Origin of the sequence: Paenibacillus sp. FSL H7-0350 (assembly GCF_038593195.1) — a bacterium.
GTDB lineage: Bacteria > Bacillota > Bacilli > Paenibacillales > Paenibacillaceae > Paenibacillus_AQ.
In genome coordinates this window covers 6063930-6079382 of record NZ_CP151972.1, presented here as the reverse complement: position 1 = coordinate 6079382, position 15453 = coordinate 6063930, and the positions used below count along the sequence as shown (strand labels likewise).

The window sequence follows — 15453 nt, the reverse complement described above, 5'->3', positions numbered from 1 at the left end:
ACATCATCAGACCGAAGGTGTCAACACTTTCGGAAATTATTAATTTACAGTGCGAATTATGAAACCTGCTTGCTCTGTACTTCTTCCAGCCGGACTACGCGCGTATGTTTGGTATGACTCCACTGCTTGTTGTTCTGCGTGAAGAACGCATAGAACGTAATGGGATACCACGAGAGCAGATAGACCGGGAATACCAGCAGGTACAGATAGACCTTCTTGAACTTCACCCGCTCCAGCGCCATAGCCAGCAGGAAGGTCAGAATGTTCGCCCCAACCGCAAAGTACCCGAGCCACAGTGGCAGATGTCCGTAAATATTCGCAATATGCGGACCGTCGAACACAGCATTATCCACAAACATTACGGCAGTCATCAGGAACGTAAGCAACACAATGTATACGTTCGCTCCGTACAGTGCCAGGTCGAACTTCGTCAGGCTGCGCTCCTTGATCCCCTGCCACAGCAGCGGGAAGAAGTAACGGCGGGCCACGGTGAAATGACCCTGCATCCAGCGCAGACGCTGTCTGGAGGAAGCCTTGAAGGTAAGCGGCTTCTCATCGAATACTTTGGCATCATAATTAAATCTTGGATATACGCCTTTGGAGGCGCTGCGCATGGTGAACTCCAAATCCTCCACCAGACTGGTTGCGCCCCAGCCCATTTCCTTCAGCAGGTTCGTCTCGAAGCACATGCCTGTTCCGCCGAGGAAGTTAGCCATCTTCAGATTATGGCGCGACAGCTGCCACAGCCGGTTGATGTACCAATAGGATACGCCGTAAGCAGCCGTGATCCACGAATCCTCCGGGTTCTTCGTATCGATGTACCCTTGAATGACCTGTCCGCCTGAACACAGATCGTTGTTCATCTCTGTCAGGAACTCTGTATGTGCAAGGTTGTCGGCATCGAACATGACAACAGCGTCATACTGGCGCGGCAGCGCCCACAGTTCCTTCAGCATCCACTCGATAGCATAGCCTTTACCGCGCAGGTTACTGTTGGTACGTACACAGGCATTCATGCCGTGCTCCCGTACAATCGCAGCTGTATTATCCGTGCAATTGTCACAGATGACAAATACATCGTACAGTTCCTGGGGATAATTAAGCTGCTTCAGGTTTTCCATCAGGGCGCCGACCACTTCTTCTTCGTTATGCGCGGCAACCAGCACGGCAAATGACTTCTGCGGCGCATGCTTAACCTTATTCTTCTTCTTGCGCAGTCCAAACAGTGAGAATGCAAACTGATAAACTGCAATTGCCGCCAAGATCACTTGGAGCGAAACAAATAATGCGTCTGTCATGATCTTTTGATGCCCCCTTTTTCCAAGTCTAGATGTTCTTTCTCTCTCTGGCTTGTTAACGTTCTATCTGACCCTTTTGTTGCATCCCTTACTGTAGACTTAGGAATTTCCCCTTAGTTTCGGGCAGGATTCCGATTTTGTTATGTCACGTTACACAAGATATGAATATGGATTCCAGTGTACTGGCTGGCTCCTTATTTCTCTGTTACCTTATAAACGCGATCTTCCTGCTTGAATCATTGTAGTCGCTTTGGGGCTCCCAAGTCAAAAGAGACATTTTTCGAGCGGACCTGAGCTTTTTCTTGAACGGGCTACCTTAAAAAAGTATGATAAAGACAGCTTCAGGCCGTGAAATCTGCTGCTTAAGCTGCGCCAGAACTCTTTTAGCCGGACTATCGGAGGGACATGATATGAGACCTTTATTCAAGAAACTGCATCTCCTGGAGCAGCGGGTGTTTCAATGGATTAACGGACGGATGCATAATCCGTTTCTGAACTTCTGGCTCTTCTACCTCACTCATCTCGGAGGTGCAACAAGTGCGATCGGTATCAATCTTCTGGTCTGGGCAATATGCCCGCAGCCATGGAGAACTACAGGACTGCAAGCGCTGGCCGCGCTGGCGATAAGCCATGTGCCCGTCGCTATCGCCAAAAAGCTCTACCCGCGCCTGCGGCCTTATCTGGCCCTGCCGGACACCAATACGTTCCGTAATCCGCTTAAGGATCATTCTTTTCCTTCAGGCCATACGACCGCTATCTTCGCCTCAACGGTTCCTTATATGATAGCCTACCCTGTCCTGACTGCGGTTCTGCTTCCTCTGGCCTGCACAGTCGGCTTCTCCCGGATCTACCTCGGGCTGCATTATCCGTCTGATGTCCTGGCTGGAGCGGTCATTGGGTCTGGAGTCGCAGCCGGTACGCTTGCCCTCTGGATATGATGCCTGAGGGGCGTCCGGCTAGTGAATACCTCTAGGGAACAGGTGAACTATACATTGCGCAAAAAAAGAATATTATTGCTGTCGGAGGGCTTCGGTGCCGGGCATACCCAGGCTGCATATGCGCTGTCGAGCAGCCTGCGGAAGCTGTCTCCGTAGGTGCAGACCAAGGTGCTGGAGCTGGGAAGCTTCCTGAATCCCAAGGTGGCCCCGCTCATTGTCTCGGCCTACCGCAAGACGGTCACCTCCCAGCCCCGGCTGATGGGCTACGTGTACCGTCACCAGAAATCATTCAATCGTCTTACCACACTTGCCCTGCACCACTTGTTTTATACGCATGCCCAAAATATTGTAAAGCAGCTGAAGCCGGACATTATCGTCTGTACCCACTTCATTCCCGGCGCTGTTATCTCACGCCTGAAGCGGCTTCATCCGTCGCTGAAGGCCCCGCTGATTACGGTTATTACGGATTATGACGCCCATGCCAGCTGGATCAGCCCGCAGGTGGACCGCTATCTGGTATCCACCCCTGAGGTCAAGGCGAAGCTGCGCCGCCGCGGCGTTGCCGCCTTCAAGATCCGGGTAACCGGCATCCCGGTGCACCCGAACTTCTGGGAGCAGCACGGCCGGGAAGACATTCAAGAGCAGTTCAAGCTGCTGCGTATTCCGACGGTCATGGTCATGGGTGGTGGATGGGGCATGATGAACGACGAAGTAGTGAACGCAGCTCTCGCCGGATGGCGGGACAAGGTGCAGATTGTGTTCTGCCTCGGCCAGAATGACAAGCTGTTGCAGCTGATGAAGCAAGATACGCGGTTCAGGCACCCTAACATCCGGCTGCTGGGCTTCACCCGGGAGATTGACAAGCTGATGGAGGTATCCGACCTGCTGGTGACCAAGCCGGGCGGCATGACCTGCAGCGAAGGCTTGGCCAAGGGCATTCCAATGCTCTTCCACTCTCCCCTGCCGGGCCAGGAAGAAGAGAACTGCCGGTACTTCACTGCCGCCGGCTTGGGGGAGCCGATCAGCTCCCTCGAAGTAGTTGACCGGTGGATGGAGCGGCTGCTGAATGATTATGGGAATGTCCGTGCGGCGCGCAAGGCTCATCTGGAGGCCATCTCCAGGTACAACCCGCTGCAAAGCGCCCAAAGCATTATTGATATGCTGGATAAACCGCGCGCAGAACAGGGAAAGTAGAGAACTCAAGTTAGAACGCAAAAGGCAGTCCGGTATGAACGAACCGGACTGCCTTTTGCTGTAATAACCGGTAATGCAGTCTAGAGCCGGTACTTGTCCAGACGGGTGGCCTGATATTGCTTCAGCGCCTCATCTCCGACAATCGCCTCGCAGCGGTGAATGTTCACGCCGCGTCCATAGAACTTGGTCTCGTATTCGGTCATTACATGCTCTTCGTTGATCACGCCGCCCTCATGCAGGTCAAGGGAAATATTCTTCATCTGCAGACCGTAGTCCGCAAAGGCATTAAGCGAGAATTCAAACAGGCTGCGGGAATCCGTCTTCAAATGGATTTCGCCGAGCGGACTGAGCAGTCCGCGGTATTTATCAAGAAAACGCGGATGCGTCAGACGGCGGCGGGCATGCTTGCTTTTCGGCCAGGGATCACTGAAGTTGAGATAGATCCGTTCCAGCTCCCCCGGAGCAAACACTTCCTCTGCGTAATCGATATTGGCCAGCGCCACTCTCACGTTCGGCGGTGTCTCTTTGCCTGCCGGCTCCCATACATTCCGGGCCTTCTCGGCTGCGCGCCGTACCAGCTCGTCATACATATCTACGCCGATGAAATTAATCTCCGGGTATTTGAAGCTCATTTGACTGATAAACTGCCCCTTGCCCATTCCGAATTCCACATGAATCGGATGGTCATTGCCGAACAATTCGGACCAGCGCCCCTTCAGGCTGCGTGGTTCCAGGATGACCAGATCGGTCTGCTCCTCAAGACTTTCACGTATTCCTTTTCTTCCGCGTAAACGCATAGGTATTCCTCCGCTTATCTCTTATTGCCTTATCTGTGAATAGGATAAATGCCACTTGCAATATTGTGCCGAACTTACCGGCAAAAGTAAAGGGATTTCAGCAAAAGAAAAGGAACTTCCGTCCCGCCCCTGTTAGGACTGGTCGAAAGTTCCGTGCGTGTTGTATCTGCATTACCGGCCCGCCGTTCAGCGGACTGCCATTTATTTATCGAACTCGAAGGTCTTCTCGAACGCATTGCGGATCTTCCGCTGCGCTTCTGTCTTGATCTTGTGGTTGCCGTTGAATTCTACGCCTGTCAGGGCGAGAGCTTCATCGGGAGTCAGCTGCACATCAATCGAACCTTTGTTATCAGCAAATACCGTTGGAGAATTCATCGTTATCACCTCTAAGGTTTAGTATGGACCGGACGACACGAAATTATGAATTCAAGCATATGATTGTGGTTGCTGCAGCGGCTTTTTTAACACTTTAAATATAACATAATGTGTAAGCATTTTCAAGCCAAATGGCGGTAATTCACAGCCTATTTTCAGTTTTTTTTCGGCGGATTTCCGGGAGGGATTGTTACGTTCATCACGGATTTTTGATACAATGGGAAGGTTAATGAAAGGAGCTGCACATGTCTAATCTTCAACAGGCCTCCTCTCCGCTTCTGTGGGGGGATAAACGGTTCCATACCTGGAACTACGAAATGCGCGGGCAGATGGATACCAAGGTGTTCAAGGTCATGCTCGATGCGGGCTTCACCTGTCCGAACCGTGACGGTACCATCGCCAAAGGAGGCTGTACGTTCTGCAGTGCCAGAGGGTCAGGCGATTTCGCCGGAAGCCGCCGGGATGATCTGGTCACCCAATTCAACCATATCCGCGACCGCCAGCATCAGAAATGGCCGAATGCCAAATATATCGGCTACTTCCAGGCCTATACCAATACGTATGCTCCCGTCGAGGAGCTAAGGGAATATTATGAAGTCATTTTGCAGCAGCCCGGGGTTGTCGGCCTGGCCATTGCCACCCGGCCGGACTGCCTCCCGGATGATGTAGTCGAGTATCTCGCGGAGTTGAACCAGCGCACGTATCTATGGGTGGAGATGGGGCTTCAGACCATTCATCAGTCTACCTCGGATCTGATTAACCGCGCACATGATACCGCCTGCTATACTGAAGCTGTTGCCAAGCTCCGGCGGCACGGCATCCGTGTGTGTACCCACATCATTCACGGGCTTCCGCAGGAAACGCATGAGATGATGCTGGAGACTGTAGCTGCTGTAGCTAATATGGGGGTTCAGGGAATCAAAATCCACCTGCTTCACCTCATGCGCAAAACGCCGATGGTGAAGCAGTACGAAGCCGGGTTGCTAAGGTTCCTGGAGCAGGATGAATATGTGAAGCTCATCGCCGATTCGCTGGAAATTCTGCCGCCGGACATGATCGTCCACCGGCTGACTGGTGATGCCCCGCGCGATGCCCTGATCGGCCCGATGTGGAGCCTCAAGAAATGGGAAGTGCTGAATGCCATTGACCAGGAACTGGTTGCCAGGGACACCTGGCAGGGTAAGTACTGGAGGAAGGGCTGATGGGCTTCCTGTCTGTCCTTAGCTTCGCCCATAAGCTGACCGCTGAGCGACTCTCGACGGGCGGACTGGCTATAGACGCCACCGTGGGAACCGGCGCCGACACCCTGTTCCTCGCCAAGGCGGCCGGGCCGCGCGGCGGGGTGTACGGGTTCGACATCCAGCCGCAGGCGCTGGCTCTTGCCGGCGAGCGCCTGCGGCTGGCCCGGGAGGAAGCGCCGGCTGCGCTGGCTCCCGTGACGCTGCTGCTGCAGAGCCATGCAGCCATGGCTGAAGCCGTTCCGCCAGCCTGGCGCGGAACGGTTGCGGCGGTGATGTTCAACCTCGGCTATCTGCCTGCAGGCGATGCCGATAAGACCATCATCACCGAGCCGCAGAGCACGCTGGCCGCGCTGGAGGCGGCGCTTGCGCTGCTTCGCCCGGGCGGGATCATCACGGCCGTGCTGTATCCCGGCCACGAAGGCGGCGGCAGCGAAGCCGCCGCTGTCGAAGCCTGGGCCGCCGGACTGGCCCAGCAGGACGCGCAGACCATCGTGTACCGGCAGCTTCAGCGCGAGTCTGCACCATATGTTGTAGCTGTAGAGAAGAGACAAAGGGGCTAACACCTGAAGACAGTGAGCCCCTTGTAACTGAAGATCATCTTATTATCAGGAAGGAAGATGTTGTAATGACGAAACCATATCCTCTGAAATTTCAGCCGGAGTTCAAAGAACGTGTCTGGGGAGGCCGGGCGCTGGAGAAATTCGGCCTGGATCTGCCGCAAGGCCATATCGGCGAAGGCTGGATGATTGCCGATCATCCGAACGGCACCTCCTCTGTAGTCAACGGCGAGCTGGCCGGACAAGGCCTTGATGCCATCCGTGAGCAGTTCGGGCACGAGTGGTTCGGCAGCAAGGGAATTACGGAAGAAGGCGGAAGATTCCCGCTGCTGATCAAGCTGCTGGATTGCAACGATAACCTCTCCGTACAGGTTCACCCTACGGATGATTATGCCGGACTTCCCAAGGGAGAGCTGGGCAAAACCGAAATGTGGTACGTGCTGGACGCCAAGCCGGGCGCCAAAATCATCTACGGCCTGAAGGAAGGCGTCACCCGCGAGATGCTGAAGGACGCGCTGGAGAATGGAACGGTTATGGACAGCCTGCAGGAAGTGACTGTAGCTGCCGGTGACTCCTTCTATATCCCTGCCGGGACTGTACATGCATTGTGTGCAGGAGTCGTTGTAGCAGAGATCCAGCAGAACTCTGACACTACATACCGGATTTACGATTATGACCGTCCGGGTCTGGACGGGAAGCCGCGCGAGCTGCATATCGAGGATTCCCTGAATGTGACTGCCTATGAGGGAGCAGGCGCGACTTCGATGAAGACAGATGGTGCTGTGGCCGGGGAATGGCTTAGAATTGCCTCCTCGCCTTATTTTATCGTGGAAAAAGGACTGGTGTCCGGCGAATGGCAGCTCGCCACCACGGATGACAGCTTCACCATTCTGGTAATCTGCGAGGGCAGCGGCCATTTGATCTGGGAGGGCGGCTCCCAGCCATATGCAGCGGGCGAATGCTATCTGCTTCCGTCCAGCCTCGGCGCTTACAGCATTGAAGGACAATCCACCGTGCTGCGCTCTTATCTGCCTTAAGCAGCCGGACTGCGTTACTTGGATCAGAAGCAACAGGTACTCTTTACGCTAAGAATGCTGAATTTCACTTTCAGGAGGACAGGCGATGACTGAGAACACTTTTACCATGACTGATCCCTTAGATGTCAAAATCCATGTCTATGAATGGCTTCCAGAGCCAGGAGCGGAGATCCGGGGGATTGTGCAGATCGCACACGGTATGTGTGAGACGGCTGCACGGTATGCCCGGTTCGCTTCGGCGCTCACCGCAGCCGGTTATGCCGTATATGCCAATGACCACCGGGGACATGGCCTTACTGCCGGCAGAGTCAACCTGCTCGGCGACAGCGGGGAGAACGGCTTCTACTGGATGCGGCGCAATCTCCTTGAGCTTGCAGAGCTCGCCTGCTCCCGGCATGAGCATGTGCCCATCTTCCTGTTCGCGCACAGCATGGGCTCATTTCTGGCTCAGAAGCTGATGTGCGAGGAAGGCCACGAGATCTATAGCGGCTTCATCCTCAGCGGCACCAACGGTCCCCGGAGTATGCTGCGGCTGGCGGAGTCCCTGTCGAAGGTGCAGTTAAGGCTCCAGGGAGATCACCACCGCAGCGTGTTGCTGAACGGAATGGTCTTCGGTACGTATAACCGCTCCTTTTCTCCGGTCCGGACAGCTTTTGACTGGCTCAGCAGCGACCCGGAGGAGGTGGACCACTTCATTGCCGACCCGTACTGCGGGGCGATCTGCACTACCCGCTTCTTCCGTGATTTCTTCCATATGCTGCGGGAGCTTCATACCAGGTCCACTCTTCAGCACTTATGCAGCGACAAGCCGGTCTACCTGTTCGCGGGTGAGAAGGACCCTGTGGGATCGAATGGTCAAGGGGTGAAGCGTCTGGCTGAGTTATATCGGAAGCAGGGGCTTCAGGATGTAGAATGCAAGCTATATCCGGGAGGCCGGCATGAGATGCTGAACGAGGTCAACCGGGATGAGGTCACGGCCGATGTGCTGGACTGGCTCGCCCGCCACCTGCCTGCCGAATCCATGTGGCTTCAGCCTACGGCGGATTGATTTTTACAGTCCCCACCAGGTTCAATGGCATAGAACACAATGTATGCTGTTTTTCACATATATTTGGGCCGAGTGCCTGCTTGCGAGCGTAATGTATGCTGTTTTCCACTTCCACATACATTTGGTCCATATGCCTTGTACCAGCCATTGTATTCAGTTGTAAGCACCGCCTTTTAAAGGGCGGTACCGTTTCAGCGGGAAATAGAAGGATAAGTTGTCGTGTGAAACATAGAAATTCTATATCTTAACCAAAGAGAGGCACTCCGTCAGATACGGGATGCCTCTCTTTATATTGTGCGTGCTAAGAACCTGCAGGGGGATTACACCAGGCGGCCAGCCTATCCTTTAAAACTTGCTTATAGGCCTCCAGCGCATATGCAGAATTATTTACTTTTATCTTATTCAAGCTTAACAGGTTATATATGTTATCTTCCAGCTTGCTTCTGCTCTTAAGTACCTCCAGCGTACCTTTTAGGCCCCGGTGTCCTGCGTCAGGCCATATCCCTGTGAGGTGTAATATTGGATGAACCCTTCCGACCACTCCATGGGTCTCTCGCGGACAGCTTTGCGGAAAGCCAGCTCCAGATCGTCCTGTTCAATAACAATCAGCAGCGGGTTCAATGGCTTAATAATGGCCTCCAGCTCCTGAATGTAGCTTATCATGTACTCCTCGGCTGCATCGTGCCTGATCATCCCCATAGTCACAGGATTCTGGATAAAACAGCAATCAAATACATACGTATCCGGCCCTGTCAAGGCACTCTCCGTAAACTGCCTCCACCTTGCTGTAATCAGCTTCCTGTGCTGAGCCAGCGGCAGTTCATATACATCCTTTCGGGTCAATCTGTCCATCCATTCCTTCGGAAGGAGAGGACCGTAAGCATTTATTATTTTCCGGTATCCGACCAGATAATTGTTGTCTTGACAGGTAGTGTGCGCGCTTAATTCTTCCCCCGAATTCCCGCCGCAGATTCTCGACAGCTCATCATATTCTGCTTGGGTAAGGCAAGCTACTCCCTCATAATCAGCGGGATGATCCAGATTCCCTTCCAGGACAAGCTGAGTGCCCGTATTCATCTCCGTAAGAATTTCGTAAACCAGCTGTGCCGCTGTGGATTTGCCGAAGCCGGGCAGACCCTCGATTAAGACTAATTTCGGTTGTTTCATATATCTTTCCCCCGTTCACTCATTAGGAGGATAGGCAGGTAAAGAGCCATAGAGATGCGGTTTCCGGCAACAAAAAAGGATACCCAAAGGTATCCGCAGAAGTCGGTATACGAACCATTCACCCTGCATACCCTGTAAGTTGACAGAAAGACATGCCAAATAGCATAGTGATCCCCACTATTACCGGCCCGTCCTTCAGTTCATTCACACTTACAAAGTAATCCACATGATGGTGTTTATGCTCCTTTACTGGCATCTCTTTATTGATCGTAACACTGGAGAAGGATAAATACAATTAGGTGTTCACCCACACGGTTCCTCAGCAATTCCTTAGATTCCCAAAGCTTAGTTTCACCGGGAGGATAGACTCCACGATGAGCATCATAATCGCTCGCTAGCTCTGCAAGCCGCTCCAATGAATCATATTCAAAGGTTAAGTCAGGCTGCCATTAACATCCTACTGTGGTTCACCATGGCGGATAAGATAAAATTGCGTCACTTATATCCCCCCCAACTTTACATATATTCTACCAAGGAACCACTGTAAGCTCCGGCCATTTGGACTTCCATTTCTGCGTCTTCGCTTCGTAGATCTTCTCGCTGATCAGTGCTTTGTTGGGCCGTAGAATTAAATGAAATAAATCCTCCAGACCAAATGGGGCATAAATCTTCCATTCACCATTCAGCTCAAGCCTTGCTCCCAGCGAGGTCACTGTAGTCGGCCAACTGTCGATTGCTGCTTCCAGGGAGAGGTAGGGTGGGATTTCCACACCGAACTTCTGCGGATACCACAGATGAACGCGGGCCTGATTCTTGAGATCGACCGGAAGGGGAACGCCGTCAAAAAGCTCTCTGCCCTTCGCAACCACCTTATCCTCAGCAGCATAACTCAGATCAGCTGCATCATAGTAGATAATATCGATGTCACTGATTCCGTATCCCGGCGACCGTCCGGTAAATTCATTCCATATTGTTTGCACCAGGCATCCTGCGCCAATGTAGTAAGGAACTGGAGCCAGACCTTGGGCACGCTTGAACATATCCATTAGCAGTGTATCTCGGGTGAATAGCTCCATAAGACGGTTATGCAGTACATCCCCCTCATGCATCAGCAGAAGCCTCAACAGGCTCAGAGGATAGCCCATATTGCAAAATCAGCTGTGTTCCTTTGCTTCCGCTCCGCCGCAGACCATGATCCTGAAATCCGGCCCCAAGATATAGCTGACTGGCGGCGGTATTGCGTTCATTCACAGCCAGCACAATTTGCCGGGCTTCAGGGTAGTGGCGGCGGACAAGATCCGGCAGCAGCAACATTGCTGCTTTAGCGAACCCACGGCCCTGGCTGGCATGGTCCATCAGGAAAGCGCGCAGCAGAACTGCATCGGCATAGTCAGGAAAGAAATCGGCTATGCCCTCACCAGTGTGGAGGATGAAGAAGCCCACCGCCTGTTCTCCGCAGGCAATGACCACTCCCTCCTTACCGGTATCCTCCTTGATATCCTGAAGCGTCTCCTCCGGCAGTCCAGTGAACTGCAACTGCTCCGCTGGAAGCTTAAAGCCAAGTAACTGGTCCTTGAATTGCTCCCCATACTCGTCACCGTACCTAAACAATGATATGTGCTGCTCCTGACTCAACTGTATTCCCCCCGTAGGTAACTAACTCAGAAGTCCTTCTTTCCGCAAAAGTTCAGTTTGCGCAGGTTATCGGAACACGCACCTGTAATCTCGCTCATTGTATTCAGTTTTTTGATTACATTTGGACCACGTGCCCACGCAGCGCTGAATGTGGTCGGTTTTTCGCACACATCAGCCCATGTCCGGTGCAACCAGGGTCCCTAACCTACAAAGGCAAAGCGTAATACTGCGCCCGCTGGCTCTCGTCCTGCTGATACAGAATGACCAGCAGCGTGCGGCCATCGCTTGCCCCAGGGTGCGGATCGTTAAGGACCGCCGCTGGCACACCACCAGCCACTGCTGCCACAGTAGGCAGAAGATCTGCCTCAGCAGCGGCCACGCCGCCCGCTCCAGCTCCCCCGCGTTCTGCCGGGGCCGATGCTGTAACCGCCGCGTGTATCTCCCGGCCGTTCCCGTTCCCGTTCCCGTTCCCGGCATCAGCACCCGCTTCGGCACCCGCCTCAGCGCCAAGCTCCCCGTCATAGCGAAGCCCGCTGATCGATTCCAGCACCGGCGCAAGGCGGAACGGCAGCTCATCGAGCACGATGAACTTCTGGAGCTCCCGCTCGCTAAGTCCGGCTTCCGCCAGCTTGGCCGAGATCAGCTCCGGCTGACTGGCGATCTGCTTCAGGTGCTTCGCCCACTCCGCTTTATCAAGCACATCGTCCCACCAGATCTTGCGGGGCTTGTACTTGTGGGCGAGGAAGTAGTCCAGCTTCATCAGGCCGGTGACAATGTCCATGGAGGCCGTGCCCCGGTCCGTCAGGAAGTCCTGCAGCCGGGTGAACAGATCCTCGAGCTGATGCCCGATCTTCTGCCAGCCCCGTTCTTCCCAGTAGTCCCCGAACTCCTGGAAGAAGTCGAACGGAGACGGGAACACATGTCGGATCAAATACTTGACCGAATGAGCCAGCCGCTGGCTGTTCCAGTACTTCTCCAGCACATCCTCCAGCCGCTTGAGCCGGATAATATCGGCGAACGGCATAACATGGCTGCTGAGAATTTCGTATGGTGCATGCTCCATATACGTATAGTCATATTTGGCAGCCTGGGCGCGCAGCCCGGTACCGCGCAGCATTTTGAGGAAACCTAATTGCAGCTCCTCCGGCTCCATGGCGAAGACGTCATTGAAGGTCTTGCGGAAGGTGGCGTAATCCTCCATCGGCAGTCCGGCGATCAGATCAAGATGCTGGTCGATGTTGCCGCTGGCCTTAATCTTCATCACAGTGCGCGACAGCTTGGTGAAGTTCTGGCGGCGCTTGACCAGCTCATTGGTCTCATCATTCGTCGACTGAACGCCGATCTCGAAGCGGAAGACGCCCGGCGGGGCGTTTTTCGCCAGGAAATCCAGCACCTCGGGACGCATAATATCAGCGGTAATCTCGAACTGGAACACGCAGCCCTGATGATTGTCGATCAGGAACTGGAACATCTCCATCGCATAATTGCGGTTGATATTGAATGTGCGGTCCAGGAACTTGATCACCTTGGCCCCGCCCTCAATCAGATAGAGCAGATCGGACTTCACCCGTTCGATATCATAATAACGCACGCCCACCTCAATGCTGGACAGGCAGAATTGGCAGTTGAAGGGACAGCCCCGGCTCGTCTCAAAATAAACGATACGCTTGCTCAGCTCCGGCAGATCCTCCGCGAAGCGGTGCGGGGTCGGCAGAGTGTTGAGATCGCTTTTGGGACGGGGAGGATTGACGATCAGCTCTTCACCCTTGCGGTAAGCCGCACCATATACGAAATGGTACTTATGTTCATCCCGGATCTCCTGCAGCAGATGGTGGAAGGTCTCTTCCCCGTCACCGTTCACGACGAAGTCTACTCCGGCCTCCCGCTTCATCCAGTAGAGCGGCTCATAGGATACCTCCGGCCCGCCCAGCACAATCTTGACCTCCGGCATGACCTGCTTGAGAATTCCGACCAGCTTGATGGTCTCCTCGATGTTCCAGATATAACAGGAGAAGCCGATCACATCCGGCTGCTTCTGAAAAAGGTCAGACACGATATTCATCGCGGGATCTTTGATGGTATATTCCGCCAAAAGGATATCCTTGAACTCATGCTCGCTATACGCCTTCAGCAACCGGATCGCAAGCGACGTATGAATATATTTGGCATTTAATGTGGCCAGGATGATTCTCATGCCTTATAACCTTCTTTACATGTCATTTTGAAAAAACTCCAGGAAGGCCTTGCCGTACTTCCGGTACTTCACTTCACCGACACCCTTCACCCTCAGCATCTCCGATTCCGTCTGCGGACAGACCACGCTCATCTCACGCAGCGTCGCATCATTGAAAATGATGTACGACGGCACATGCTCGCGCCCCGCCAGCTCGCGGCGGATCAGGCGCAGCTGTTCGAACACCGTCTCATTGACCGCAGACGGTGAAGTATCACGCGAGCGGCTGCGGTCCCGCGTGCCGGAGGTGACCAGCGTGCGGGCTACGCGCTGATGCACCTGGCGCTGGCCGCGCAGCACCTCTGCTGCCAGCGGCTGCAGCCGGACCACCGGATACTGGCCTTCGGACAAGGCCAGATATCCTTCCGAGATCAGCATATTGATGATCTCGGTAATCTCCTTCTCACTGCGGCTGGACATAGCGCCGTGAGTTGGCAGCTGCTCGAAGCCGTATTGCAGCACCTTCTGGTTACGCGAGCCCTTCAGCACGGATGAGACCAGCGCCACGCCGTAACGCTCCCGCATCCGGTGGATGCAGGAGAAGATCTTCTGCGCTTCTACGGTGATATCCACCAGCTCACGCTCATCAGTACAGGAGCTGCAGATCCCGCAGTGATCATCGTCATGGCTCTCGCCGAAATAGTCGAGCTGTGCACTGCGCAGGCAGCGGGTGGTATAGCAGTATTCAATCATCTGCTGGAGCTTGCGGTATTCGTTGGCTTTGCGTTCCGGGTCCTGCGGGTTCTGCTCAATCAGGAATTTCTGGGTCATGATATCCTGCGCACTGAACAGCAGGATACAATCGCTCGGCTCCCCGTCACGCCCGGCACGGCCCGCCTCCTGAACATAGGCCTCCATGTTCTTCGGCATATTGTAATGAATGACATAACGCACGTTAGACTTGTCGATCCCCATCCCGAAGGCATTCGTAGCGACCATGACACGGATATCGTCATACAGGAAGCCTTCCTGGCTGTCCGCCCGCTCCTGGTCGTTCATTCCGGCATGATAGCGCCCCGCCGTGATGCCTGCGGCCTGGAGGCGCTGGTAGAGATCATCCACTTCCTTGCGGGTGGCGGCATACACGATGCCAGGCTGATGGGCATGCTGAGCCGCGTAATCCAGCACGAACTCTCGCTTGTTCTCTCCGCGCAGCACGGACATCGCCAGGTTGTCACGGCCAAGTCCGGTCATGAAGACGCCCGGCTCGCGCAGGCGTAGCAGCCGGACCATATCCTCCATAACCTCCGGGGTAGCCGTAGCGGTGAAGGCCGCCAGAATCGGACGCTGCGGCAGCTGCTCCACGAACGGGGAGACCGCCAGATAACTGGTGCGGAAGTCATGGCCCCACTGCGAGACGCAGTGCGCCTCATCGACAGCTACGCAGGAGATATTCAGTCCCGCCATCTCCAGGCGGAACCAGTCCAGCTCCAGACGCTCGGGAGCTACATAGAGCAGCTTCAAGTCGCCGCGGCGGGCCGCACGGATGCGCTCATTCACTTCTTTGCCGCTCAGGGTGCTGTTGATATAAGCAGCGGGAATCCCTGCTGTCGTAAGAGCATCCACCTGATCCTTCATCAGGGAGATCAGCGGGGAGACGACCAGGGTAAGCCCCGGATGCAGCAGCGCCGGAACCTGATAGCAGATGGACTTACCGCCTCCGGTAGGCAGAATGCCAAGCGTATCGCGGCCTTCCAGCAGATTGTTCACAATTTTTTTCTGGCCGTCCCGGAAATCGGGATAACCGTAATATTTTTGCAGCTCGGCCTGGGCCTGCTCCATTAATGATCCTTGCATCTCCATGTCTATTCAAACTCCTTAAGGCTTTCTACCTTTTAGTTTACTGGGCAACCGGCTGCCAAGCAACCGCCTGAAGCAGATATCATCGCTCTCCTGCCGGGACCCCATCCCTTCCGTAGTATTTCTTCACGGC

The 15453-nt window shown here is 54.3% G+C and carries 13 protein-coding genes and 1 pseudogene; 6 read left to right on the top strand and 8 right to left on the bottom strand.

Annotated features, from left to right (window positions below; translation table 11 throughout):
* Window positions 1–56: 56 nt before the first annotated feature.
* The gene (locus NYE24_RS27475) at window positions 57–1298 is read right to left on the bottom strand and encodes a glycosyltransferase family 2 protein (RefSeq protein WP_036696100.1); all 1242 of its coding nucleotides are present in this window, start codon (window positions 1296–1298) and stop codon (window positions 57–59) included.
* A 410-nt stretch (window positions 1299–1708) separates the two neighbouring features.
* Here NYE24_RS27475 and NYE24_RS27470 point away from each other — a divergent pair, with 410 nt between their 5' ends.
* A complete protein-coding gene (locus tag NYE24_RS27470) occupies window positions 1709–2236 on the top strand; it encodes a phosphatase PAP2 family protein (RefSeq protein WP_341019361.1) in 528 nt (175 codons plus the stop codon).
* A gap of 54 nt (window positions 2237–2290) precedes the next feature.
* A pseudogene (locus NYE24_RS27465) lies at window positions 2291–3430 on the top strand (glycosyltransferase).
* Window positions 3431–3510: 80 nt separating this feature from the next.
* Here the strand turns inward: NYE24_RS27465 and trmB are convergent.
* Together trmB and NYE24_RS27455 are read right to left on the bottom strand one after the other, a co-directional pair.
* Window positions 3511–4227, bottom strand: a complete 717-nt coding sequence (gene trmB / locus NYE24_RS27460; RefSeq protein ID WP_342477138.1) for a tRNA (guanosine(46)-N7)-methyltransferase TrmB — start codon at window positions 4225–4227, stop codon at window positions 3511–3513.
* Window positions 4228–4428: 201 nt separating this feature from the next.
* A complete protein-coding gene (locus tag NYE24_RS27455) occupies window positions 4429–4602 on the bottom strand; it encodes a hypothetical protein (RefSeq protein ID WP_179090500.1) in 174 nt (57 codons plus the stop codon).
* Window positions 4603–4847: 245 nt separating this feature from the next.
* Between NYE24_RS27455 and NYE24_RS27450 the strand changes: the two genes are divergently transcribed.
* The 4 genes from NYE24_RS27450 (at window position 4848) to NYE24_RS27435 (ending at window position 8485) form a co-directional block, all read left to right on the top strand.
* Window positions 4848–5804: a TIGR01212 family radical SAM protein gene (locus NYE24_RS27450; RefSeq protein WP_341187458.1), complete on the top strand. Its 957-nt coding sequence runs from the start codon at window positions 4848–4850 to the stop codon at window positions 5802–5804.
* Window positions 5804–6403: a class I SAM-dependent methyltransferase gene (locus tag NYE24_RS27445; RefSeq protein WP_076160575.1), complete on the top strand. Its 600-nt coding sequence runs from the start codon at window positions 5804–5806 to the stop codon at window positions 6401–6403. Before NYE24_RS27450 ends, NYE24_RS27445 begins: the two co-directional genes overlap by 1 nt.
* A gap of 65 nt (window positions 6404–6468) precedes the next feature.
* Complete coding sequence (locus tag NYE24_RS27440) at window positions 6469–7437, top strand: type I phosphomannose isomerase catalytic subunit (RefSeq protein WP_036696069.1); 969 nt, start codon at window positions 6469–6471, stop codon at window positions 7435–7437.
* An 85-nt stretch (window positions 7438–7522) separates the two neighbouring features.
* Window positions 7523–8485 (top strand): alpha/beta hydrolase, encoded by a 963-nt coding sequence (locus NYE24_RS27435; RefSeq protein WP_342477137.1) that lies wholly within the window; start codon window positions 7523–7525, stop codon window positions 8483–8485.
* A gap of 471 nt (window positions 8486–8956) precedes the next feature.
* Here NYE24_RS27435 and NYE24_RS27430 read toward each other — a convergent pair whose 3' ends face one another.
* The 5 genes from NYE24_RS27430 to recQ form a co-directional block, all read right to left on the bottom strand.
* The gene (locus tag NYE24_RS27430; RefSeq protein WP_342477136.1) at window positions 8957–9652 is read right to left on the bottom strand and encodes a hypothetical protein; all 696 of its coding nucleotides are present in this window, start codon (window positions 9650–9652) and stop codon (window positions 8957–8959) included.
* Between the two features lie 527 nt (window positions 9653–10179).
* Window positions 10180–10797: a nucleotidyltransferase family protein gene (locus NYE24_RS27425; RefSeq protein ID WP_342477135.1), complete on the bottom strand. Its 618-nt coding sequence runs from the start codon at window positions 10795–10797 to the stop codon at window positions 10180–10182.
* The gene (locus tag NYE24_RS27420; RefSeq protein WP_076160567.1) at window positions 10754–11263 is read right to left on the bottom strand and encodes a GNAT family protein; all 510 of its coding nucleotides are present in this window, start codon (window positions 11261–11263) and stop codon (window positions 10754–10756) included. Before NYE24_RS27420 ends, NYE24_RS27425 begins: the two co-directional genes overlap by 44 nt.
* Window positions 11264–11492: 229 nt before the next feature.
* Window positions 11493–13481, bottom strand: coding sequence for a B12-binding domain-containing radical SAM protein (locus NYE24_RS27415; RefSeq protein ID WP_342477134.1), 1989 nt, complete (start codon window positions 13479–13481; stop codon window positions 11493–11495).
* Window positions 13482–13496: 15 nt separating this feature from the next.
* A complete protein-coding gene (recQ, locus tag NYE24_RS27410; RefSeq protein ID WP_036696060.1) occupies window positions 13497–15323 on the bottom strand; it encodes a DNA helicase RecQ in 1827 nt (608 codons plus the stop codon).
* Between the last annotated feature and the right edge of the window lie 130 nt (window positions 15324–15453).